The organism is Hymenobacter frigidus, from assembly GCF_014640435.1.
In the GTDB taxonomy this organism is placed as follows: Bacteria; Bacteroidota; Bacteroidia; order Cytophagales; family Hymenobacteraceae; genus Hymenobacter; species Hymenobacter frigidus.
In genome coordinates, this window is the sequence record NZ_BMGY01000016.1 from 43,636 (window position 1) to 61,703 (window position 18,068).

Consider the following 18,068-nt stretch of genomic DNA (forward strand, 5'->3'; position numbering starts at 1 on the left):
ATATGGGACAGAAAGTAAATCCGGTTGGCTTCCGCTTGGGAGTTATCAAAGGCTGGGACTCCAACTGGTACGGCGGCAAGGACTTCGCCGAGAAATTGGTGGAGGACGAAAAAATCCGCAAGTACATCAACGCTCGCATTCAGAAAGGTGGCATCAGCCGCATTGTGATTGAGCGCACCCTGAAGCGCATCACCATTACCATCAACACGGCTCGTCCGGGTGTGGTAATCGGTAAAGGCGGCCAGGAAGTAGACAAGATTAAGGACGAGCTGAAGCAAATCACCAGCAAAGACGTTCAAATCAACATCTTCGAAATCAAGCGTCCGGAGTTGGATGCCAAACTGGTCGGCGAGAGCATCGCCCAGCAGTTGGCCGCTCGTATCTCCTTCCGTCGCGCCATGAAAATGTCAATCCAGGCTGCAATGCGTGTTGGTGCCGAAGGCATCAAGATTCAGTGCGGTGGCCGCCTCGGCGGTGCTGAGATTGCCCGTTCGGAGCAGTACAAAGAAGGTCGGACCCCGCTGCACACGCTGCGTGCGGACATTGACTACGCTTTGTCGGAAGCTCAGACCGTGTATGGCAAAATTGGTATCAAGGTGTGGGTGATGCGCGGTGAGGTGTTCGGCAAGCCCGACCTCTCGCCCAACCAGCAGCTCACCAACCCCGGTGGTGATGCCGGTGGACGTCGTGACGACCGTGGCCCCCGTGGCGAGCGTCGTGAAGGCGACCGTGGCCCGCGTCGTGACGGTGGTGCCGGTGGTGCCGGTGGCCGTGGTGGTAACGACCGTGGCGGCAACGCCGCTGGTGGTGCTCCCCGCGGTGACAACGCCGGTCCCCGTCGCAATGGCCCCGCCGCTGGTGGTGCAGCCGGTGCCGCGCGCGGCCCGCGTCGCTAGACGATTCTAAAATGAGCGTTCTGAATTAAAGAGACGCCATGCTGAGCTTGCCGAAGCATTTTGCCCGCTTCGTTGACCAATTGAGATTAGCGAAGCACGCGAGATGCTTTGACAAGCTCAGCATGACGTTCTGAATTACCGGACGTTCCTCTTTCTTCTGATTTCTTTTAAATTTCAATAAAATGTTACAACCGAAAAGGACCAAGTATCGCAAGATGCAAAAGGGTCGCGTAACAGGCCTAGCCTACCGCGGCAGCTCCATTGACTTCGGTTCGTTCGCTATCAAGTCGCTGGAAGTATCGTGGATATCGGCTCGCCAAATTGAGGCAGCCCGTATTGCCATGACCCGCGCCATGAAACGTGAAGGGCAAGTATGGATTCGCATTTTCCCCGACAAGCCGATTACCAAGAAGCCCGCTGAGGTGCGGATGGGTAAGGGCAAAGGCTCGCCCGAGTATTGGGTGGCCTGCGTGAAGCCGGGTCAAATCATGTTCGAGTCGGACGGCGTTACGCTGGAAGTAGCCAAAGAGTCGCTGCGTCTCGCGGCTCAGAAGCTGCCGGTTCGTACTTCATTCGTGGTTCGCCGCGACTACACGGACGCTGCCTAAGATGAAAAACAAGACCGATAATAAGGGCCTTTCCGCCGACGCGCTGAAAGAGCAAATCAAAACCGAGCAGGCTACGGGCCAGCAGCTGCGTTTCGCTCATGCGATTTCGCCCCTGGAAAACCCCGCCCGTCTCAAGGCCAACCGTAAAAACGTCGCCCGCTTGCTCACCGAGCAGACGCGTCGGAACAACGAGCAGGCCGCTAACCCCGCTTAATTCCGATGGCAACCGACGTAACAACCCAAGACCAAACCGCTGCCGATGAAGCCTCGCGCAACATGCGCAAGGAAATCACCGGCAAGGTGACGAGCTCCAAGATGGATAAGTCCATCACCGTGGCTGTGGTGCAGAAACAAAAGCACCCTAAATACGGCAAGTTCGTGACAAAAACCACGAAATTCCACGCCCACGACGAGAAAAACGAGTGCGGCGAAGGCGACACGGTCCTCATCATGAGCACCCGTCCCCTGAGCAAAACCAAGCGGTGGCGCCTGGTGGAAATTGTTGAACGCGCTAAATAATCTAACTCGATGATACAGCAAGAATCCCGCCTGACGGTGGCCGATAACAGCGGCGCCAAGGAAGTCCTCTGCATCCGCGTTTTGGGTGGCACGGGCAAGAAATACGCCAGCGTTGGTGACAAGATTGTGGTGGCCATCAAATCGGCTATCCCTTCCGGCAACGCCAAGAAAGGCACCGTGAGCAAGGCTGTGGTCGTGCGTGTGAAGAAGGAAATCCGCCGTAAGGACGGATCGTATATCCGCTTCGACGACAACGCCGCCGTATTGCTCAACAACAACGACGAGCCCCGCGGCACGCGCATCTTCGGGCCAGTAGCCCGCGAGTTGCGTGAGCGTCAGTTTATGAAAATCGTATCCCTAGCCCCCGAAGTACTCTAAGCCATGGCTATCAAGAAAGCAGACCCCGTGCAACTGCACGTAAAGTCGGGCGATACCGTGAAGGTGATTGCTGGCGACGAAAAGGGTAAATCCGGCATCATCAAGTCGGTAAATCGGGTGACCCAGCGCGTAATCGTAGAGGGTTTGAACCTGGTGACGAAACACAACAAGCCGAGCGCCAAATCGCCCCAGGGCGGCATCACCAAGATGGAGGCGCCCATGCACGTGAGCAACGTGCAGGCCATTAACCCCACCACTGGTGAGCGTGTGCGCAAAGGCGCCGCAGCTGCTGCAGCCCCCGCTGCCGCGCCTGCCAAAGCCAAGCGTGCCACTGCCAAGAAAACGGCGTAACCCGCCCCCCTTATCATGGCCCGTCTCAAAGACATTTACAAGAAAGACATCGTACCCGCGCTCCAGGAGAAATTCCAGTTCAAGAGCATTATGCAGGTACCCCGTGTCACCAAAATCTGCATCAACCGCGGCATTGGCGCGGCCGTAGCCGATAAGAAATTGGTCGACAACGGCGTGGAAGAGTTGACGGTTATCACCGGTCAGAAAGCCATCGCCACCATCGCCAAAAAATCGGTGTCGAACTTTAAGCTCCGCGAAGGCATGCCTATCGGTGCCAAAGTAACCCTGCGCGGCGAGAAAATGTACGAGTTCATGGACCGTCTTCTGACGGTGGCCCTGCCCCGCGTACGTGACTTTAAAGGTATCAACGACAAAGGTTTTGATGGTCGTGGCAACTACACGCTTGGCGTAAAGGAACAAATCATCTTCCCCGAAATTTCGATTGATAAAATCAAGGGCATCTCGGGCATGGACATTACCTTCGTAACCAATGCCGAGAACGACGAGCAGAGCTACGAGCTGCTCAAGGCTTTCGGTATGCCGTTCGCTAACGCTAAAAAAGAAGCTTAATCTCCCGAACTCATGGCTAAAGAATCCATCAAAGCACGGGAGCGCAAGCGCATTGCCACCGTGGCCCGCTACGCTGAGAAGCGCAAGGCTCTAAAAGCTGCCGGCGACTACGAAGGTCTCGACAAGCTGCCCAAAAACGCTTCGCCCGTGCGCCTGCACAACCGCGACATGATTGACGGCCGCCCCCGCGGCTACATGCGCAAGTTTGGCATCAGCCGCGTGCGTTTCCGCGAAATGGCTCTCGCCGGGAAGATTCCCGGTGTGACTAAGTCGAGCTGGTAGTCCAGTCAGGCTTCTGCCCACAAAAAAAGCCCTCAAGCAATTGGGGGCTTTTTTTGTGGATAATGGTTAAGGTCCGGGATATGCTGCTGGTAGGCGAGGTAAGCAAGCTGCAAAAAGTTTAAGCTCGATTTAAGTAGTCCGCTTGCATAAGTGTCACGTTTTCCGTTACCTTTGCACTCCGAAATACTGGGGAAGGCCTCAAAACCATTTGGCAGGTTGCCAAAAGAAACCATTGGCTGTGCCGTCGCCGGACATGCCAAGTAGTCTTAACCGAAATTTCGTTGGTCCCGTTGGGCACCCGGCGAAATTTTCTTATCTTTGCGCTCCGAAAAAAGTGGACGCATTTTAATATTCAATGAATACTGACCCCATTGCCGACTACCTGACCCGGGTTCGCAACGCCATCAAGGCGAATCACCGGGTGGTAGAAATCCCGGCCAGCAATATCAAAAAGGAAATCACGAAGGTGCTCTACCACAAGGGCTACATTCAGTCGTACCGATTTGATGATTCTTCGGTTCAGGGCACCATCAAAATTGCCTTGAAGTACAACCCGACCACGAAGGCGCCCGCCATAACCAAACTGCAGCGCGTTTCGACGCCCGGTTTGCGTCAGTACGTGGCCGCCGACAACCTGCCCCGCGTCCTCAGCGGCTTGGGTGTCGCCATCATCTCGACTTCGAAAGGCGTGATGACGGAGAAAGAGTGCAAAACCGAGAACGTGGGCGGCGAGGTGCTGTGCTACGTGTACTAATCCGGAACCGCTTTAGCAAATTCAATTATGTCACGTATTGGTAAACTGCCGATTTCTGTCCCCGCTGGGGTCGATATTTCGGTCGACAACGATAACGCAGTGACGGTGAAAGGCCCTAAGGGCTCGCTAACCACGAAAGTGGACCGCGATATCATCGTTGCCATCGAAGACGGTACCCTCACGGTAACCCGTCCCACCGAGCAGAAGCGCCACAAGGCCATGCACGGTCTGTACCGCTCGCTCATCAACAACATGGTGGAAGGCGTTAGCAAAGGTTTCGAGAAGAAGCTGGAGCTGGTAGGCGTAGGCTACAAGGCCTCGCTCGTAGGCAGCACGCTGGAGTTGGCCCTCGGCTACTCGCACAACGTGTACATTGCCCTGCCGGGTGAAGTGTCGGCTACAGCCGTTACTGACAAAGGCAAAAACCCGATTGTTACGCTGACCAGCATCGACAATCAGCTGCTGGGCCAGGTGGCCGCCAAAATTCGTTCACTGCGCAAAGTTGAGCCCTACAAAGGCAAGGGTGTGCGTTTCGTGGGCGAGATTATCCGTCGCAAAGCTGGTAAAACGGCCTCTAAATAAATTCGCATCATGGCTTTTGATAAGGCAACTCGCCGCAAGCGGATTCAGCGCATCATCCGCACGAAAGTGTCTGGTACGACGGAGCGTCCGCGCCTGTCGGTGTTCCGCAGCAACACGGGCATTTATGCCCAGATTATCGACGACACGACCGGCCGCACGCTGGCTGCTGCTACGTCGAAAAAAGTAACCGCCGAAGGTGGTAACGGTGTAGCTCTGGCTGCTGCCGTTGGTCGGCAACTCGCCGCTGTAGCCCAAGAGAAAGGCATCACGAAAGTGGTGTTTGACCGCTCGGGCTACCTCTACCACGGTCGCGTAAAATCATTGGCTGAAGGAGCCCGCGAAGGCGGCCTCAATTTCTAAACTATCATGGCGCAAGAACGCGACAATAATCGTCCTGGCGGAGACCGTCAGCGCAGCAACGACCGCGACCGGAACAAGGATAACTCCCGTATGGGCGCTGATTCCGACTTCAAAGAAAAAGTAGTAGCCATCAACCGCGTAGCGAAAGTGGTGAAAGGCGGTCGCCGCTTTAGCTTCTCTGCCATTGTGGTAGTGGGCGATGGCAACGGCAACGTGGGCTACGGCCTCGGCAAAGCCAATGAAGTAACCGACGCCATTGCCAAAGGCATTGACGACGCCAAGAAGAACGTGGTGAAAGTGCCTATGTACAAGCACACTGTTCCTCACCTCATGGAAGGCCGCTACGGCGGTGGTTTCGTGCTCATCCAGCCCGCAGCGGCTGGTACGGGTGTAATCGCCGGCGGTGCAATGCGCGCCGTGTTCGAGAGCGCTGGTATCAAGGATGTGCTGGCGAAGTCGAAAGGCTCGTCGAATCCTCACAACGTGGTAAAAGCTACGTTTGCAGCCCTCGCCAAAATGCGCGACCCATTGCAAATCGCTCAAGCCCGTGGTATTTCTTTGGCCCGCGTTTTTAACGGTTAATTGACATGGCACAAATTCAAGTAAAGCTCGTGCGCAGCGCCATTGACCGCCCCGAGCGTCAGAAGCGCACCGTTCAGTCCCTCGGCCTGAACAAACTCAACAGCACCGCTACCCACGAAGTAAACCCGTCCGTTATGGGCATGGTTAAAAGTGTGCAGCACCTGCTCCAAGTAACCGAACTGTAAGACTATAATCGTCATGCTCAATCTCAGCAATCTATCGCCCGCTTACGGCTCGACTAAAAACGAGAAGCGGATTGGCCGGGGCGAAGGCTCCACGCGCGGTGGCACGTCGACCCGTGGTCACAAAGGCGCCAAGTCGCGTTCGGGCTACAAGCGCAAGTCCGGTTTTGAAGGTGGCCAGATGCCCCTTCAGCGCCGTGTGCCTAAGTTCGGCTTCACAAACATCAACCGTGTAGAGTATAAAGCCATCAATCTTGATGCGCTGGTTACCCTTCTCGAAAAGAACAGCACTACCACCATGGACGCTGCCTATTTCGTTGCTAACGGCTTGGTTTCCAAGAACGCTAAAATCAAAATTCTCGGTCGTGGTGAAGTAACTACGGCGCTGGAAGTTCATGCTCACGCATTCTCGAAGTCGGCTATTGAAGCCATCGAGAAGGCGGGCGGCAAAGCGGTAACGCTCTAAAAGCTACCTTCGGCAATGAATAAGTTTATCGAGTCGATAAAAAACATCTTTGCGATTGAGGATTTGCGTACGCGAATCCTCAATACGCTTTTCTTCATTGCCATCTATCGCCTCGGCGTGTACGTGGTGTTGCCAGGCGTTGACCCCACCCAACTCAAGACGGGTGCTGAGGGTTTGTTTGGTATTCTGGATACGCTGCTCGGCGGCGCATTTAGCCACGCGTCGATTTTCGCGTTGGGCATCATGCCCTATATCTCGGCCTCTATCGTGCTGCAGCTGCTCACGATTGCCGTGCCCTACTTCCAGAAGCTACAGAAGGAAGGTGAGTCGGGACGTAAGAAAATTAACCAGTATACTCGGATTCTCACGATTCCGATTGTGTTGGCTCAATCGGTTGGTTTCATTGCCACGATTAACGCTGAGGCCATCATCAATCCCGGCACATTCTTCACCGTTTCGACCATGATTATCATCACGGCCGGCACGTTGTTCTGCATGTGGCTGGGTGAGAAAATCACGGATAAAGGTATCGGCAACGGTATTTCCATGATTATAATGATTGGCATCGTGTCGCGTCTCCCCGGTGCCATCATTGGTGAGGCTGCCGCCAAAGGCGTAAATAAGTCACTCATTTTCCTGTTGGAAATGGTAGTGCTTTTCCTCGTCGTAATGGCGGTTATTGTGCTTACTCAAGCTGTTCGCCGCATCGCGGTGCAATATGCTAAGCAGGTAGGCGGCACTACGCAGCTCGATGCACAGCGTCAGTTTATTCCCCTCAAGGTGAATGCAGCCGGTGTAATGCCAATCATCTTCGCGCAGTCGTTGATGTTTGTACCGGCTATCGTGGCTTCGGTGTGGCAGAATCAGAGTGATATGGCTAGCTACATTGGCGTGAAGTTCTCGGACTACACTTCGTGGCAGTACAACCTGACCTTCGGTCTGCTGATTATCATCTTCACTTACTTCTACACGGCCATCAGTGTCAATCCTAACCAGATTGCCGATGACTTGAAACGGAGTGGCGGTTTCGTGCCCGGCGTGAAGCCAGGCCGCGAGACTTCGGAGTATATCGATGAAATCCTGACGCGTGTAACGTTGCCAGGTGCTGTTGCTCTTGCTCTGATTGCCATTTTTCCGGCCATTGCCTTGTTGCTTGGTGTAACTCGTCCTTTCTCGGCTTTCTATGGCGGTACGTCACTCATCATCATGGTGGGAGTGGTACTCGACACGGTAAACCAGGTGCAGAGCTACTTGCTGATGCAGCACTACGACGGCATGATGAAATCAGGCAAGCTGCGCGGACGCACAGCACAGCCTATTTCGATAGCTTCGTAGGTAGTAATGGCAAGCGGCAGCATTCAATACAAAACTGAAGAAGAGATTGACCTCATCCGGGCCAGCGCATTAGTGCTGGCCAAGGCCCACGGCGAAGTCGCAGGCTTGGTGAAAGAAGGAGTGACGACGCGGCAGCTTGATAAGCGCGCGGAGGAATTCATCCGGGACCACGGCGGAGTACCATCCTTCAAAGGATACAACAAGTTTCCCTATAGCCTATGCCTGTCGCCGAATTCGGTGGTTGTGCACGGGTTCGCCACCGATGAGCCGCTGAAGAGTGGCGACATACTGTCGGTGGATTGCGGAGTCTTTCTGAATGGTTTTCATTCAGATAGTGCCTACACTTACCCAATCGGGGAGGTGGCGCCGGAAGTACTGACGCTGTTGCGGGAAACCAAAGCGTCATTGTACAAAGGCATCGAACAAGCCGTGAGCGGCAACCGTGTGGGCGATATCAGCTACGCCATCCAAAACCATGTGGCCCCGTTGGGCTATGGGGTGGTACGCGAGTTGGTTGGTCACGGAGTTGGCGCGAAACTGCACGAGAAACCCGAGGTGCCGAATTATGGCAAACGGGGCTCCGGGCCGCTCTTGCAAACAGGTTTGGTGTTGGCCATTGAGCCGATGGTAAATCTGGGCAAGAAGGATGTGGTGCAGGAGGCGGATGGCTGGACTATCCGTACCAAGGACCGCAAACCATCGGCGCACTTCGAGCACACCGTAGTAGTTAGAAAAGAAAAGGCGGAGATTCTTACCTCCTTTGAATACATAGAAAAAGCACTGCAGCAGTAGCCCTTATGGCAAAACAAGCCTCTATTGAGCAGGATGGGACCATCCTGGAAGCCCTTTCCAACGCCATGTTCCGCGTGGAATTGGAAAACGGTCACCAGTTGATTGCCCACATTTCGGGCAAGATGCGGATGCATTACATCAAGATTCTGCCCGGTGACAAGGTTAAGCTGGAAATGTCTCCCTACGACTTGTCGAAGGGCCGAATTAAGTATCGTTATAAGTAAACTTCCTTCCTGTGCTGCTATCAGGTAATCCCTGAGCCGTAATTGGTCAATTGGTAGCAGTTCCGGTTGGTATTGTCTTAAGCTTAGTAATCCTAGTAGTTGTTCTCCGATTGTTTGCTGGTAAAACTGACAAGCATAAGCAAGAAAGAACTTCTGGCCTACCCTGTTTTAAAGAAGTTAATTTTTGCTCATCATGAAAGTCAAAACCTCCATCAAAAAGCGTAGCGTCGATTGCAAGATTGTACGTCGTAATGGCAAGCTCTACGTCATCAACAAGAAAAACCCCCGCTTTAAGCAGCGTCAGGGTTAATCCTAATTTTAGAATCCCGGAACCTTGGGTACTGAGAAGCTGGTTTAATCCATCTTCCCGCCTTCCAAGCAGTTGCCGGGTTTCTGTCCGCAAACACATAACCACACACAATGGCTCGTATCGCAGGGGTTGATATCCCGGACAACAAGCGCGGCGAAATCGCCCTGACTTATATTTTCGGCATTGGCCGGAGCAATTCTCAGAAAATCCTGGTGAAAGCCGGGGTTGACATCAACAAGAAAGTGAAGGACTGGACTGACGAGGAGTCGGGTGCTGTCCGCGCTATCATTGCTGCTGAGCACAAAACGGAAGGCGTGCTGCGCTCGGAAGTAACGACGAACATCAAGCGTTTGATGGACATCGGTTGCTACCGTGGCCTGCGTCACCGGAAAGGCCTACCAGTTCGTGGTCAGCGTACCAAGAATAACTCGCGTACCCGCAAGGGCAAGCGTAAGACGGTGGCTGGCAAGAAAAAGGCAACCAAATAATCTCACACGGGAATCGGCGCTGGCGGCTGCGGATAATGCATCCGCGCGGTCAGCGCCAACACCTCCCGCATTTTTTGCGATAACCAAATGGCACAAAAAAGAAAAGACAAAGCCAAGAAGCGCGTTGTCGTGGTGGAGCAGGTGGGCCAGGTACATATCCGTGCCTCGTTCAACAACATCATCATCTCCATTACCAACAACAACGGTCAAGTTATTTCGTGGGCTTCGGCCGGCAAGATGGGTTTCCGTGGTTCGAAAAAGAACACGCCCTACGCCGCCCAAATGGCGATGAGCGACTGCGGTAAAGTGGCCCACGACTTGGGTATGCGCAAAGCCGAAGTATTCGTGAAAGGCCCCGGTTCGGGCCGTGAGTCGGCCATCCGCGCCCTCGGCAACGTGGGTATTGAGGTGACCACCATCCGCGACGTAACGCCGCTGCCGCACAACGGCTGCCGCCCCCCCAAGCGTCGTCGCGTTTAGTTTTTCACTTCAGAAATTAGATTACAATGGCACGTTATACCGGCCCTACCTCAAAAATTGCCCGTCGCTTCAACGAGCCGATTTTCGGCCCGAGCAAAGCGCTCAATAAAAAAGCCTATCCTCCGGGCCAGCACGGCCGTGGCCGCCGCAAAAAGCAGTCGGAGTATGCTGTCCAGTTGATGGAAAAGCAGAAGGTAAAGTATATGTACGGCATGTTGGAGAAGCAATTCGAAAACCTGTTCCACAAAGCGGCTGCGCTGCCCGGCATCACCGGCGACAACTTGCTCGCCCTGTTGGAAGCCCGTTTGGACAACGCTGTGTACCGTTTGGGCATTGCTTCGACGCGTCGCGCTGCCCGCCAGCTAGTTGGTCACAAGCACATCACCGTGAACGGTGAAGTGGTGAATATTCCTTCTTACCACCTCCGTCCTGGCGACATTGTGGCCGTGCGCGAGAAGTCGAAGTCGTTGGAAGCCATTGCTACTAGCTTGTCAGTTCGTAACTCACGCCAGTTTTCCTGGTTGGAGTGGGATGGTAAGGAGATGGCTGGCAAGTTCATCAACGCCCCCGCTCGTGAGTTGATTCCGGAGAAAATTACGGAGCAGCTTATTGTCGAACTGTATTCGAAGTAATTAGCGCTATTAGATGCGGCTCGGCAATTTGCCGGGCCGCACTTGTGCTTTTACCTCCCCCAATTTTTCATTATTTTTAACGCCCAACATATGTCAATCCTAGCTTTTCAGATGCCGGAGAAAGTGGTGATGGAGAAATCCGACGACTTCACCGGGACGTTTGAATTTAAGCCGCTCGAGAAGGGCTACGGCGTCACCATCGGTAATGCCTTGCGTCGCATTTTGCTGTCGTCGCTGGAGGGCTTTGCTATCACGTCGGTTCGCACGAACAGTGTGCTGCACGAGTTTTCGACCATTGAAGGGGTGATTGAGGACATGTCCGAAATCATCCTGAACCTGAAAATGGTCCGCTTCAAGAAGACGAGCGATGCCATTGCCGATAAAATCACCGTGCGCGTCAAGGGTCAGGAGACCTTTTCGGGCAGCGACATTGGCAAGTTTGCCAGCGGTTTTGAGGTGTTGAATCCCGACCATGTCATTGCCCACCTTGACCCAAGCAAAGAGCTAGAGTTTGAGTTGACAATTGCTCGTGGCCGTGGCTACGTGCCCGCCGACGAGAACAAGCCGACCGACCAAGTCTTCGGTCAAATCGCTATCGATGCCATCTACACGCCCATTAAGAACGTGAAGTACAGCATTGAGAACACCCGGGTGGAGCAAAAGACCGACTACGAGAAGCTCGTCATTGAGATTCAAACCGACGGTTCGATTCATCCGGAGGAAGCACTGAAGGGTGCGGCCAATATCCTCATCCAGCATTTCATGCTATTCTCCGACAACACGATGACCCTCGAAGGTCCGCGGGTGACGGAAGATGAGCCGATTGACGAGGAAACCATGCAAATGCGCAAGATGCTCAAGACTCCTCTGGAGGACATGGAGCTCAGCGTACGCGCTAAAAACTGCCTCAAGGCTGCCGACATCAAGACGATGGGTGAACTGGTGACCTTGGAGATTGCTGACATGATGAAGTTCCGCAACTTCGGTAAGAAGAGCCTCACCGAGCTGGAAAACCTGGTTGAAGAGCGTGGCTTGGAGTTCGGTATGGACCTTGGGAAGTATCGCCTCGACGAAGACTAGGTTTTATAATGTGGAGATGTGATGAGGTGGAAATGTGAGCTTCGTGCTCAATCCACAATTTTCACATCTCCACATTTTTTTTGTTTTATCACATTTATTCACAGTGCGCCCAAGGGGCAGCGGTTCTAATGAGGCTCAGGCCCGCCGTGGTCGCCGCCCGCAAGCGCATACTTTTTCAAACGTCCAATGAGACACGGAAAAAAGATTAACCACCTGGGTCGGACTACCGCCCACCGCCACGCCATGTTGTCAAACATGTCGACGTCGCTCATTATCTACAAGCGCATCACTACCACGGTAGCCAAGGCCAAGGCCCTGCGTAAGTACATCGAGCCACTGCTGACCAAGTCGAAAGATGACACGACGCACTCCCGTCGGATGGTGTTCGCGGCATTGCAGGACAAAGAATCCATCAAGGAATTGTTCGGTACGATTGCGGGCAAAATTGCTACCCGTCCCGGTGGCTACACCCGCATCATGAAGTTGAGCGACACGCGTTTGGGTGACAACGCCGAAATGTGTATCATTGAGTTGGTTGACTTTAATGAGACGTTGCTGGAGGCTAAGTCGGCTGCTGCTGAGAAAGCCACTACTACCCGTCGTTCGCGCAGCCGCAAGAAGGCTACGACCGGCGACGACGCTACTTCGGCTACTGAAGTGAAAGCTGAAGCTGTGGCTCCTGCTGCTAAGGAAGAAGCTGCTCCGGCTGCTGAGGCGAAGGCTGACGAAGCTGGTGCTTAAGTAACGCGAGTTGCTAAAAACAGACGAGGGCTACACCGTGAGGTGTGGCCCTCTTTTTTATTGAGGTATGGGTCGATTTGCGTTCCATTATCCGGTGTGGGGTAGCGTTGCGGCCTTGATTCTGACTGCAAACGTTTGGTGCCAGTGGAGTTGGTACGTGCCAGGAATTGCCAATGGCGTTGTGCTTATGCGCGTCGATTCGCGTAGGTTTGTAGCTCATTTAACTGTTTCCAAACGACCTGCTATGAGCTTCATTTCGCAAATTCACGCCCGCCAGATTTTTGATTCCCGTGGTAACCCGACGGTAGAAGTTGATGTCACGCTCGATTCGGGCGTGGTGGGCCGGGCGGCGGTGCCTTCGGGCGCCAGCACCGGTAAGCACGAGGCGGTGGAACTGCGCGACGACGATGCCAGCCAGTTTATGGGCAAGGGCGTGCTGAAAGCGGTGGAGAATGTCAATTCCCGCATTGCGGAGGAATTGGTGGGCTTCTCGGTCTATGAGCAAGCGTTACTCGACAAAATTATGATTGAGCTCGACGGTACGCCTAATAAGGCTAACCTGGGGGCCAACGCTATTTTGGGCGTGAGCCTGGCGGCGGCTCGCGCGGCGGCGCAGGATGCCGGCATGCCGCTTTATCGCTATATCGGCGGGGTAGGGGCTTCGACGCTGCCGGTGCCGATGATGAATATTCTGAACGGAGGCTCGCATGCCGATAATTCGATTGATTTTCAGGAATTCATGATTATGCCCACGGGCGCTTCGTCGTTTTCGGAAGCGCTGCGCTGGGGCACCGAGATTTTTCACCACCTGAAGAATGTGTTGAAAAAGCAGGGCTTCAGCACCAACGTAGGGGATGAGGGCGGCTTTGCGCCGAACATCAAATCGAACGAGGAAGCTATCAAAATTGTGCTGCAGGCCATTGAAACGGCTGGCTACCGGCCGGGCGAGGACGTGTTTATTGCTATGGACGCGGCCGTATCGGAGTTCTACGAGGATGGAGTGTACCACTTCAAGAAAAGCACCGGCGACAAGCTGACTTCGTCGCAGATGGTGGACTACTGGGCTGATTGGGTGAAGAAGTACCCCATTATCAGCCTAGAAGATGGCATGGACGAGGACGACTGGAGTGGCTGGAAGGCGCTGACGGACCGCGTGGGCAAGCAGACGCAACTGGTGGGCGACGACCTGTTCGTGACCAACGTGGACCGGTTGCAGCGCGGTATCGATGAGAATATTGCCAACGCCATTCTCATCAAGGTGAATCAGATTGGTACGCTGACGGAAACTATCGCGGCCGTGAACCTGGGTCGCCGCAACGGCTACAAAAGCATCATGAGCCATCGTTCGGGCGAAACGGAGGACAGCACGATTGCCGATTTGGCCGTGGCGCTGAACACGGGTCAGATTAAGACGGGCTCGGCCTCGCGCTCGGACCGGATGGCTAAGTACAACCAATTGCTCCGCATTGAAGAGGAGTTGGGCGAGGTAGCGTACTTCCCAGGAAAGAAAATGTAATTATTTCGGTTCTTGCAAAAACAAACGGCCAATTTTGCTACTGCAGAATTGGCCGTTTGTATTACCTTTATCCTGATGAATCTACCTTCCTTTATTAGCCCCATACTGCGAACAGTACGAAGCTTTTACTTCCTTACCGGCGTAGGGTTTCTGGTGTGGATGCTGGTGTTTGACGCCAACGATTTGGGCAAGCAGTTTGACATTTACCGCAAGTGGAAAGAACTGCGAAACGAGAAACAGTATTACCTCGATAACATTGAGGTAGTGAAGCGAGAGCGGGCTGAACTGATGAGCTCACCAGCGCTGCTGGAGAAATTTGCGCGGGAGAAGTACCTGATGAAGCGGCCCGGTGAGGACGTGTTTGTACTAGTGCCTGCCACCACCGAATAATAACTTGCGGGCGGCCTGATTTAGTGATATTGACTGAGTATGTGCCAGATTGATAGCATTGTACGTCATAAGTGAGTTCCTTCTTTTTTAACCTTTCACGTTTTTTGTATGAAGCAAAGCTACCCTGCCGCTTCGCGGCTGTTCTTTTTGATGTTGGGTTTGGCGCTGTTAGGGTTTGCCCAGCCGGCCAGCCTGCGGGCCCAAACGTATGCGTTGCCGGCAAGCGGGACCAATAACTTTACCACCTGCTCTGGCACGTTGACGGACGATGGCGGTTTAAACGCTCCGTATTCTCCCAGTGCCAACGGCTCTACGACGCTAACGCCGGCCACGGCGGGCAATAAAATTCGACTACAGTTCACCTCTTTTTCTGTGGAGTCGAGCTACGATTTGGTGTACATCTACGATGGGCCCAACACCAGTTCCCCGCTGATTGGAACGTATGATTCCAGCAATCCTCCTACCACCGTGTTCGGTACAACCGCCTCAGGAGCCCTGACTGTGCGCCTGACTTCCGATGGCGTGGTGCAATTTGGCGGCTTTGAGGCTACCATTGGGTGCGTGACCACGGTGCCACCGCAGGCTCAGGCTGACCTGGCGCTGCAAGGAGCTTCGCTCTCGCCGTTGAGTGTGGTGGCCGGAGGTAATTTGTCGGCTAGCAGCTCCATCTACAATCTGTCGGGAGCCACGGCCAGCAGCAGCAGTGTGGGCTATTATTTGTCCACCGATGCCGTACTCGATGCTGCCGACCAATTGCTGGGCAGCTCGATGGGATTTTCGCTGGCCGTTGGCCAAGCATCGTCGCGCTTCGCCAACTTTCAGGTGCCGGCAGGCACAGTGCCCGGCAACTATTTTATTCTGTTCGTGGCCGACTACCTCAACCAGGTACCGGAAAGTAATGAGGGCAACAACGTGACCCCGGTGAACATCAGCGTGACGCCGCCCAGCATTGACCTGACCATTCCGCAGGCCGGAGTTACCCCGCTGAACGTGGCTCCAGGGAGCCCGCTCAGCCTGAACTGCCAGATTATCAACCAAGGCAACGCCGTGGCCAGCAGCAGCAGCGTGGGCTATTACTTCTCTACCGATGCTACCCTCGACGCGGCCGACCAACTGCTTACTTCGCAGTTTGGGGGTCAGCTTTCGCCCAATTTCCCGTCCTCGCGTTTCGGCACGGCGGCAGTACCGCCCGGCGTGGCACCAGGCGCGTACTTTATCCTGTTCGTGGCTGATTATCAGAATCAAGTGGGTGAAACCGATGAAAACAACAACGTAAGAGCGGTTAGCTTCACGGTGTCGCCTCCTGGTGTTGACCTGGTTATTACCCAGGAACAGCTGTTTCCATCATCAGCGGTTGCCGGTAATTTTCTGCAGGTCAACTGCTTGATAGTGAACCAAGGCAATATTCAAGCGAATACGAGCACGGCGGGTTTCTATCTCTCCACCAACCAGGTGTTTGATGTTGCAGATGTGTTGTTGAGCACTACCCAAGGCGGGACGCTCTTTGCTAACCAGACCAGCTTCCGCTCGTCGAACCCCCAACTGCCTGCCAACACGGCACCGGGCAGCTACTTCGTGCTGTTCGTGGCCGACCCGCAGGCTCAGGTGACCGAGGTAAACGAAACGAACAACGTGCGAAGCCTACCCCTGTCTGTCATCGCTCCGAGCATCGATTTGCAGGTATCAAGCACCTTTCTTAACCCTTCCTCTGTAGCACCGGGCGGCGTTACGGCGGCATCGTGTGTGCTTTTCAACCAGGGCAATGCCGTGGCTAACCCGGCCACGGTGGGCTACTATTTATCGACCAACTTAGTGCTGGACGCCAATGATATATTGTTGGCTAACACTACTGGTAGCGTGTTCGGCTTCAACAGCTCCTCGCGCTTTGCCAACCTCACGGTGCCGGCTGGCACGGCCGTGGGCAGCTATTATGTGCTGTTTGTAGCTGATTACCTGGCACAGATAAGCGAGACCAACGAACTCAACAACGTCACTTCGGCGCCGTTGCAAGTGGTTGCTCCCGGCGTCGACCTGATAATCCAGCAGCCATTTCTTTCGGCAGGCAGTGTCACCCCTGGCTTTATGATTAATGCCAGCTGCAGCATTCAAAATATTGGCAACAGCATTGCTAATAGCAGTACGGTAGGCTATTATTTGTCGACTAACGCACAGTTTGATGCCAGCGACGTGCTGCTGAATACGGTAACTGGTTTCGCTCTGGGGGGCGGCCAAAGCTCGCAGCGCTTCACCAACCTGGTAATACCCACGGGCACCACGGCGGGCAACTACTTCGTGCTGTTCGTGGCCGACCCGCAAGCCCAAGTGACCGAAACCAACGAAAACAACAATGTGATAGCGCTGCAGTTGACCGTAACTGGTCCCTTCCTCGGCACGGTTGTCCCTTTCTCTGGCGCGGCTACTGTTACCACCTGCACGGCCACTATTTACGACCACGGCGGGTTTGGTAACTACGCTGACAATGCCAACGGTACCCTCACTATCTTGCCCGCTACGCCGGGCTCACTGGTGCGGCTCACCTTCAATTCGTTTGTGGTGGAGCAGTGCTGCGACCGGCTTAATATCTACGACGGACCCAATGCGCAGTCGCCGTTGTTGGCCTCGCTCAGCTCGATGCCCGTGGGGCCCATTGTGGCTACCAATTCGTCGGGTGTGCTGACGCTGGTGTTCACCACTGATGGCAGCGTAACCGCTTCCGGCTTCGAAGCCGTGGTGAGCTGCACGGCCCCGCCGCAACCCGACTTATTGCTGACGCAAATCGGGGCGTCGCCCTCATCGGTGCCAGCAGGCGGCAGCTTGTCGTTGAGCACCATCGTGGCTAACCAGGGTTCGGGCTCCGCCAGTAGCTCGGCAGTGGGCTTCTTCCTGTCAGTCGACCAACAGCTTGACGCCAGCGACCGCAATCTGGGTACCAGTGCTGGCGGTGCGCTGGGTCCTAACCTCGACGGCGCCCGCAACCTGCTGACTATGGTGCCTGCCAATGTGACGCCGGGAGCCTACTACGTGCTAGCCGTGGCCGACCCCACAAACGCCGTGAGCGAGACGAATGAAGCCAACAACCTGGCTGCGTTGCCCGTGACGGTAACCCAGGCCTTGGCCAGCCGCGAGCAAACCGCCGGCTATGCTGTTGTCGTCGTCCCCAACCCCGTGGCAACTGGCCAAGCGCTTCGCGTGCAGCTCAGCGGCCCCGGAGCATCCTGCGTGGCCGAGCTGAGCCTCTACAACGTGCTGGGCCAGCGGGTGCGTACGCAGCCGTTGGCATTGGGAGCTGGGCGGGCCAACCTGGCCGAAGTAACGACTCAAAACCTGGCCACTGGTGTGTACACCTTACGCCTCACTGGTCCAAACCTGAGCATTACGCGCCGCGTGGTGATTGAGTAGCCAGTGGGTGCTATCCCGCTCCTGGCGGGACGAGAACGCGGGGGTGGCTGTCCGGGCATGGTGCCGGGAGAGCCGCCCCCGCTTATTTTTGACCGTGCAAGACCCTCCAACTCCCACACGGAAGCCCCGACTGGCCAGCCATTGCTGGCAT

26 protein-coding genes are annotated in these 18,068 nt (G+C 54.8%); all 26 read left to right on the plus strand.

Annotated features, from left to right (window positions below):
- The first annotated feature begins 2 nt into the window (after window positions 1-2).
- A complete protein-coding gene (gene rpsC / locus IEW17_RS10305; protein ID WP_188561963.1) occupies window positions 3-896 on the plus strand; it encodes a 30S ribosomal protein S3 in 894 nt (297 codons plus the stop codon).
- Window positions 897-1,078: 182 nt separating this feature from the next.
- Window positions 1,079-1,504 carry a 50S ribosomal protein L16 gene (rplP, locus tag IEW17_RS10310; protein ID WP_188561964.1) on the plus strand — a complete coding sequence of 142 codons (426 nt, stop codon included), beginning with the start codon at window positions 1,079-1,081 and terminating at the stop codon, window positions 1,502-1,504.
- A 1-nt stretch (window position 1,505) separates the two neighbouring features.
- The gene (gene rpmC / locus IEW17_RS10315; protein WP_188561965.1) at window positions 1,506-1,718 is read left to right on the plus strand and encodes a 50S ribosomal protein L29; all 213 of its coding nucleotides are present in this window, start codon (window positions 1,506-1,508) and stop codon (window positions 1,716-1,718) included.
- A gap of 5 nt (window positions 1,719-1,723) precedes the next feature.
- On the plus strand, window positions 1,724-2,023 hold the full coding sequence (gene rpsQ / locus IEW17_RS10320) for a 30S ribosomal protein S17 (RefSeq protein WP_188561966.1): 300 nt from the start codon (window positions 1,724-1,726) through the stop codon (window positions 2,021-2,023).
- Window positions 2,024-2,032: 9 nt separating this feature from the next.
- Window positions 2,033-2,401 carry a 50S ribosomal protein L14 gene (gene rplN, locus IEW17_RS10325; RefSeq protein ID WP_188561967.1) on the plus strand — a complete coding sequence of 123 codons (369 nt, stop codon included), beginning with the start codon at window positions 2,033-2,035 and terminating at the stop codon, window positions 2,399-2,401.
- Window positions 2,402-2,404: 3 nt separating this feature from the next.
- Window positions 2,405-2,752 carry a 50S ribosomal protein L24 gene (gene rplX, locus IEW17_RS10330; protein WP_188561968.1) on the plus strand — a complete coding sequence of 116 codons (348 nt, stop codon included), beginning with the start codon at window positions 2,405-2,407 and terminating at the stop codon, window positions 2,750-2,752.
- A gap of 15 nt (window positions 2,753-2,767) precedes the next feature.
- Window positions 2,768-3,322, plus strand: coding sequence for a 50S ribosomal protein L5 (rplE, locus tag IEW17_RS10335; RefSeq protein ID WP_188561969.1), 555 nt, complete (start codon window positions 2,768-2,770; stop codon window positions 3,320-3,322).
- Window positions 3,323-3,334: 12 nt separating this feature from the next.
- A complete protein-coding gene (rpsN, locus tag IEW17_RS10340) occupies window positions 3,335-3,604 on the plus strand; it encodes a 30S ribosomal protein S14 (protein ID WP_035567891.1) in 270 nt (89 codons plus the stop codon).
- Between the two features lie 355 nt (window positions 3,605-3,959).
- Window positions 3,960-4,358, plus strand: coding sequence for a 30S ribosomal protein S8 (gene rpsH, locus IEW17_RS10345; RefSeq protein ID WP_068191741.1), 399 nt, complete (start codon window positions 3,960-3,962; stop codon window positions 4,356-4,358).
- A gap of 27 nt (window positions 4,359-4,385) precedes the next feature.
- Entirely contained in the window at window positions 4,386-4,940 is a 555-nt protein-coding gene (gene rplF / locus IEW17_RS10350; protein WP_188561970.1) for a 50S ribosomal protein L6, read from the plus strand.
- Window positions 4,941-4,949: 9 nt separating this feature from the next.
- A complete protein-coding gene (gene rplR, locus IEW17_RS10355) occupies window positions 4,950-5,300 on the plus strand; it encodes a 50S ribosomal protein L18 (RefSeq protein WP_188561971.1) in 351 nt (116 codons plus the stop codon).
- A 90-nt stretch (window positions 5,301-5,390) separates the two neighbouring features.
- A complete protein-coding gene (rpsE, locus tag IEW17_RS10360) occupies window positions 5,391-5,882 on the plus strand; it encodes a 30S ribosomal protein S5 (protein ID WP_035567955.1) in 492 nt (163 codons plus the stop codon).
- A 5-nt stretch (window positions 5,883-5,887) separates the two neighbouring features.
- Window positions 5,888-6,067, plus strand: a complete 180-nt coding sequence (gene rpmD, locus IEW17_RS10365) for a 50S ribosomal protein L30 (RefSeq protein ID WP_168672170.1) — start codon at window positions 5,888-5,890, stop codon at window positions 6,065-6,067.
- A 13-nt stretch (window positions 6,068-6,080) separates the two neighbouring features.
- Window positions 6,081-6,530 (plus strand): 50S ribosomal protein L15, encoded by a 450-nt coding sequence (rplO, locus tag IEW17_RS10370; protein ID WP_188561972.1) that lies wholly within the window; start codon window positions 6,081-6,083, stop codon window positions 6,528-6,530.
- Between the two features lie 15 nt (window positions 6,531-6,545).
- Window positions 6,546-7,865: a preprotein translocase subunit SecY gene (secY, locus tag IEW17_RS10375; protein ID WP_188561973.1), complete on the plus strand. Its 1,320-nt coding sequence runs from the start codon at window positions 6,546-6,548 to the stop codon at window positions 7,863-7,865.
- Between the two features lie 6 nt (window positions 7,866-7,871).
- Window positions 7,872-8,657 carry a type I methionyl aminopeptidase gene (map, locus tag IEW17_RS10380; RefSeq protein WP_188561974.1) on the plus strand — a complete coding sequence of 262 codons (786 nt, stop codon included), beginning with the start codon at window positions 7,872-7,874 and terminating at the stop codon, window positions 8,655-8,657.
- A gap of 5 nt (window positions 8,658-8,662) precedes the next feature.
- Window positions 8,663-8,881 (plus strand): translation initiation factor IF-1, encoded by a 219-nt coding sequence (gene infA / locus IEW17_RS10385; protein ID WP_035567874.1) that lies wholly within the window; start codon window positions 8,663-8,665, stop codon window positions 8,879-8,881.
- A 193-nt stretch (window positions 8,882-9,074) separates the two neighbouring features.
- A complete protein-coding gene (ykgO, locus tag IEW17_RS10390; RefSeq protein WP_035567872.1) occupies window positions 9,075-9,191 on the plus strand; it encodes a type B 50S ribosomal protein L36 in 117 nt (38 codons plus the stop codon).
- A 110-nt stretch (window positions 9,192-9,301) separates the two neighbouring features.
- Window positions 9,302-9,679, plus strand: coding sequence for a 30S ribosomal protein S13 (gene rpsM / locus IEW17_RS10395; protein WP_188561975.1), 378 nt, complete (start codon window positions 9,302-9,304; stop codon window positions 9,677-9,679).
- Between the two features lie 87 nt (window positions 9,680-9,766).
- A complete protein-coding gene (gene rpsK, locus IEW17_RS10400) occupies window positions 9,767-10,159 on the plus strand; it encodes a 30S ribosomal protein S11 (protein ID WP_035567868.1) in 393 nt (130 codons plus the stop codon).
- A 26-nt stretch (window positions 10,160-10,185) separates the two neighbouring features.
- Window positions 10,186-10,791: a 30S ribosomal protein S4 gene (gene rpsD / locus IEW17_RS10405; protein ID WP_188561976.1), complete on the plus strand. Its 606-nt coding sequence runs from the start codon at window positions 10,186-10,188 to the stop codon at window positions 10,789-10,791.
- Window positions 10,792-10,881: 90 nt separating this feature from the next.
- Window positions 10,882-11,871 (plus strand): DNA-directed RNA polymerase subunit alpha, encoded by a 990-nt coding sequence (locus tag IEW17_RS10410; protein WP_188561977.1) that lies wholly within the window; start codon window positions 10,882-10,884, stop codon window positions 11,869-11,871.
- Between the two features lie 186 nt (window positions 11,872-12,057).
- Complete coding sequence (rplQ, locus tag IEW17_RS10415) at window positions 12,058-12,612, plus strand: 50S ribosomal protein L17 (RefSeq protein ID WP_188561978.1); 555 nt, start codon at window positions 12,058-12,060, stop codon at window positions 12,610-12,612.
- A 244-nt stretch (window positions 12,613-12,856) separates the two neighbouring features.
- A complete protein-coding gene (gene eno, locus IEW17_RS10420) occupies window positions 12,857-14,128 on the plus strand; it encodes a phosphopyruvate hydratase (protein ID WP_188561979.1) in 1,272 nt (423 codons plus the stop codon).
- Between the two features lie 75 nt (window positions 14,129-14,203).
- Entirely contained in the window at window positions 14,204-14,518 is a 315-nt protein-coding gene (locus tag IEW17_RS10425; protein WP_188561980.1) for an FtsB family cell division protein, read from the plus strand.
- Window positions 14,519-14,626: 108 nt separating this feature from the next.
- Window positions 14,627-17,917, plus strand: a complete 3,291-nt coding sequence (locus IEW17_RS10430; RefSeq protein WP_188561981.1) for a CARDB domain-containing protein — start codon at window positions 14,627-14,629, stop codon at window positions 17,915-17,917.
- Window positions 17,918-18,068 lie beyond the last annotated feature (151 nt).

Coding starts and splice junctions, on each gene's coding strand:
- rplF (WP_188561970.1), top strand. CDS start 4,386: ATGTCACGTATTGGTAAACTGCCGATTTCTGTCCCCGCTGGGGTCGAT.
- map (WP_188561974.1), top strand. CDS start 7,872: ATGGCAAGCGGCAGCATTCAATACAAAACTGAAGAAGAGATTGACCTC.
- rpsD (WP_188561976.1), top strand. CDS start 10,186: ATGGCACGTTATACCGGCCCTACCTCAAAAATTGCCCGTCGCTTCAAC.
- secY (WP_188561973.1), top strand. CDS start 6,546: ATGAATAAGTTTATCGAGTCGATAAAAAACATCTTTGCGATTGAGGAT.
- rplQ (WP_188561978.1), top strand. CDS start 12,058: ATGAGACACGGAAAAAAGATTAACCACCTGGGTCGGACTACCGCCCAC.
- rpmC (WP_188561965.1), top strand. CDS start 1,506: ATGAAAAACAAGACCGATAATAAGGGCCTTTCCGCCGACGCGCTGAAA.
- rplN (WP_188561967.1), top strand. CDS start 2,033: ATGATACAGCAAGAATCCCGCCTGACGGTGGCCGATAACAGCGGCGCC.
- rplO (WP_188561972.1), top strand. CDS start 6,081: ATGCTCAATCTCAGCAATCTATCGCCCGCTTACGGCTCGACTAAAAAC.
- infA (WP_035567874.1), top strand. CDS start 8,663: ATGGCAAAACAAGCCTCTATTGAGCAGGATGGGACCATCCTGGAAGCC.
- eno (WP_188561979.1), top strand. CDS start 12,857: ATGAGCTTCATTTCGCAAATTCACGCCCGCCAGATTTTTGATTCCCGT.
- rpsH (WP_068191741.1), top strand. CDS start 3,960: ATGAATACTGACCCCATTGCCGACTACCTGACCCGGGTTCGCAACGCC.
- rpsK (WP_035567868.1), top strand. CDS start 9,767: ATGGCACAAAAAAGAAAAGACAAAGCCAAGAAGCGCGTTGTCGTGGTG.
- rpmD (WP_168672170.1), top strand. CDS start 5,888: ATGGCACAAATTCAAGTAAAGCTCGTGCGCAGCGCCATTGACCGCCCC.
- rpsE (WP_035567955.1), top strand. CDS start 5,391: ATGGGCGCTGATTCCGACTTCAAAGAAAAAGTAGTAGCCATCAACCGC.
- IEW17_RS10430 (WP_188561981.1), top strand. CDS start 14,627: ATGAAGCAAAGCTACCCTGCCGCTTCGCGGCTGTTCTTTTTGATGTTG.
- rpsQ (WP_188561966.1), top strand. CDS start 1,724: ATGGCAACCGACGTAACAACCCAAGACCAAACCGCTGCCGATGAAGCC.
- rpsM (WP_188561975.1), top strand. CDS start 9,302: ATGGCTCGTATCGCAGGGGTTGATATCCCGGACAACAAGCGCGGCGAA.
- rpsN (WP_035567891.1), top strand. CDS start 3,335: ATGGCTAAAGAATCCATCAAAGCACGGGAGCGCAAGCGCATTGCCACC.
- IEW17_RS10425 (WP_188561980.1), top strand. CDS start 14,204: ATGAATCTACCTTCCTTTATTAGCCCCATACTGCGAACAGTACGAAGC.
- rplP (WP_188561964.1), top strand. CDS start 1,079: ATGTTACAACCGAAAAGGACCAAGTATCGCAAGATGCAAAAGGGTCGC.
- ykgO (WP_035567872.1), top strand. CDS start 9,075: ATGAAAGTCAAAACCTCCATCAAAAAGCGTAGCGTCGATTGCAAGATT.
- IEW17_RS10410 (WP_188561977.1), top strand. CDS start 10,882: ATGTCAATCCTAGCTTTTCAGATGCCGGAGAAAGTGGTGATGGAGAAA.
- rplE (WP_188561969.1), top strand. CDS start 2,768: ATGGCCCGTCTCAAAGACATTTACAAGAAAGACATCGTACCCGCGCTC.
- rpsC (WP_188561963.1), top strand. CDS start 3: ATGGGACAGAAAGTAAATCCGGTTGGCTTCCGCTTGGGAGTTATCAAA.
- rplX (WP_188561968.1), top strand. CDS start 2,405: ATGGCTATCAAGAAAGCAGACCCCGTGCAACTGCACGTAAAGTCGGGC.
- rplR (WP_188561971.1), top strand. CDS start 4,950: ATGGCTTTTGATAAGGCAACTCGCCGCAAGCGGATTCAGCGCATCATC.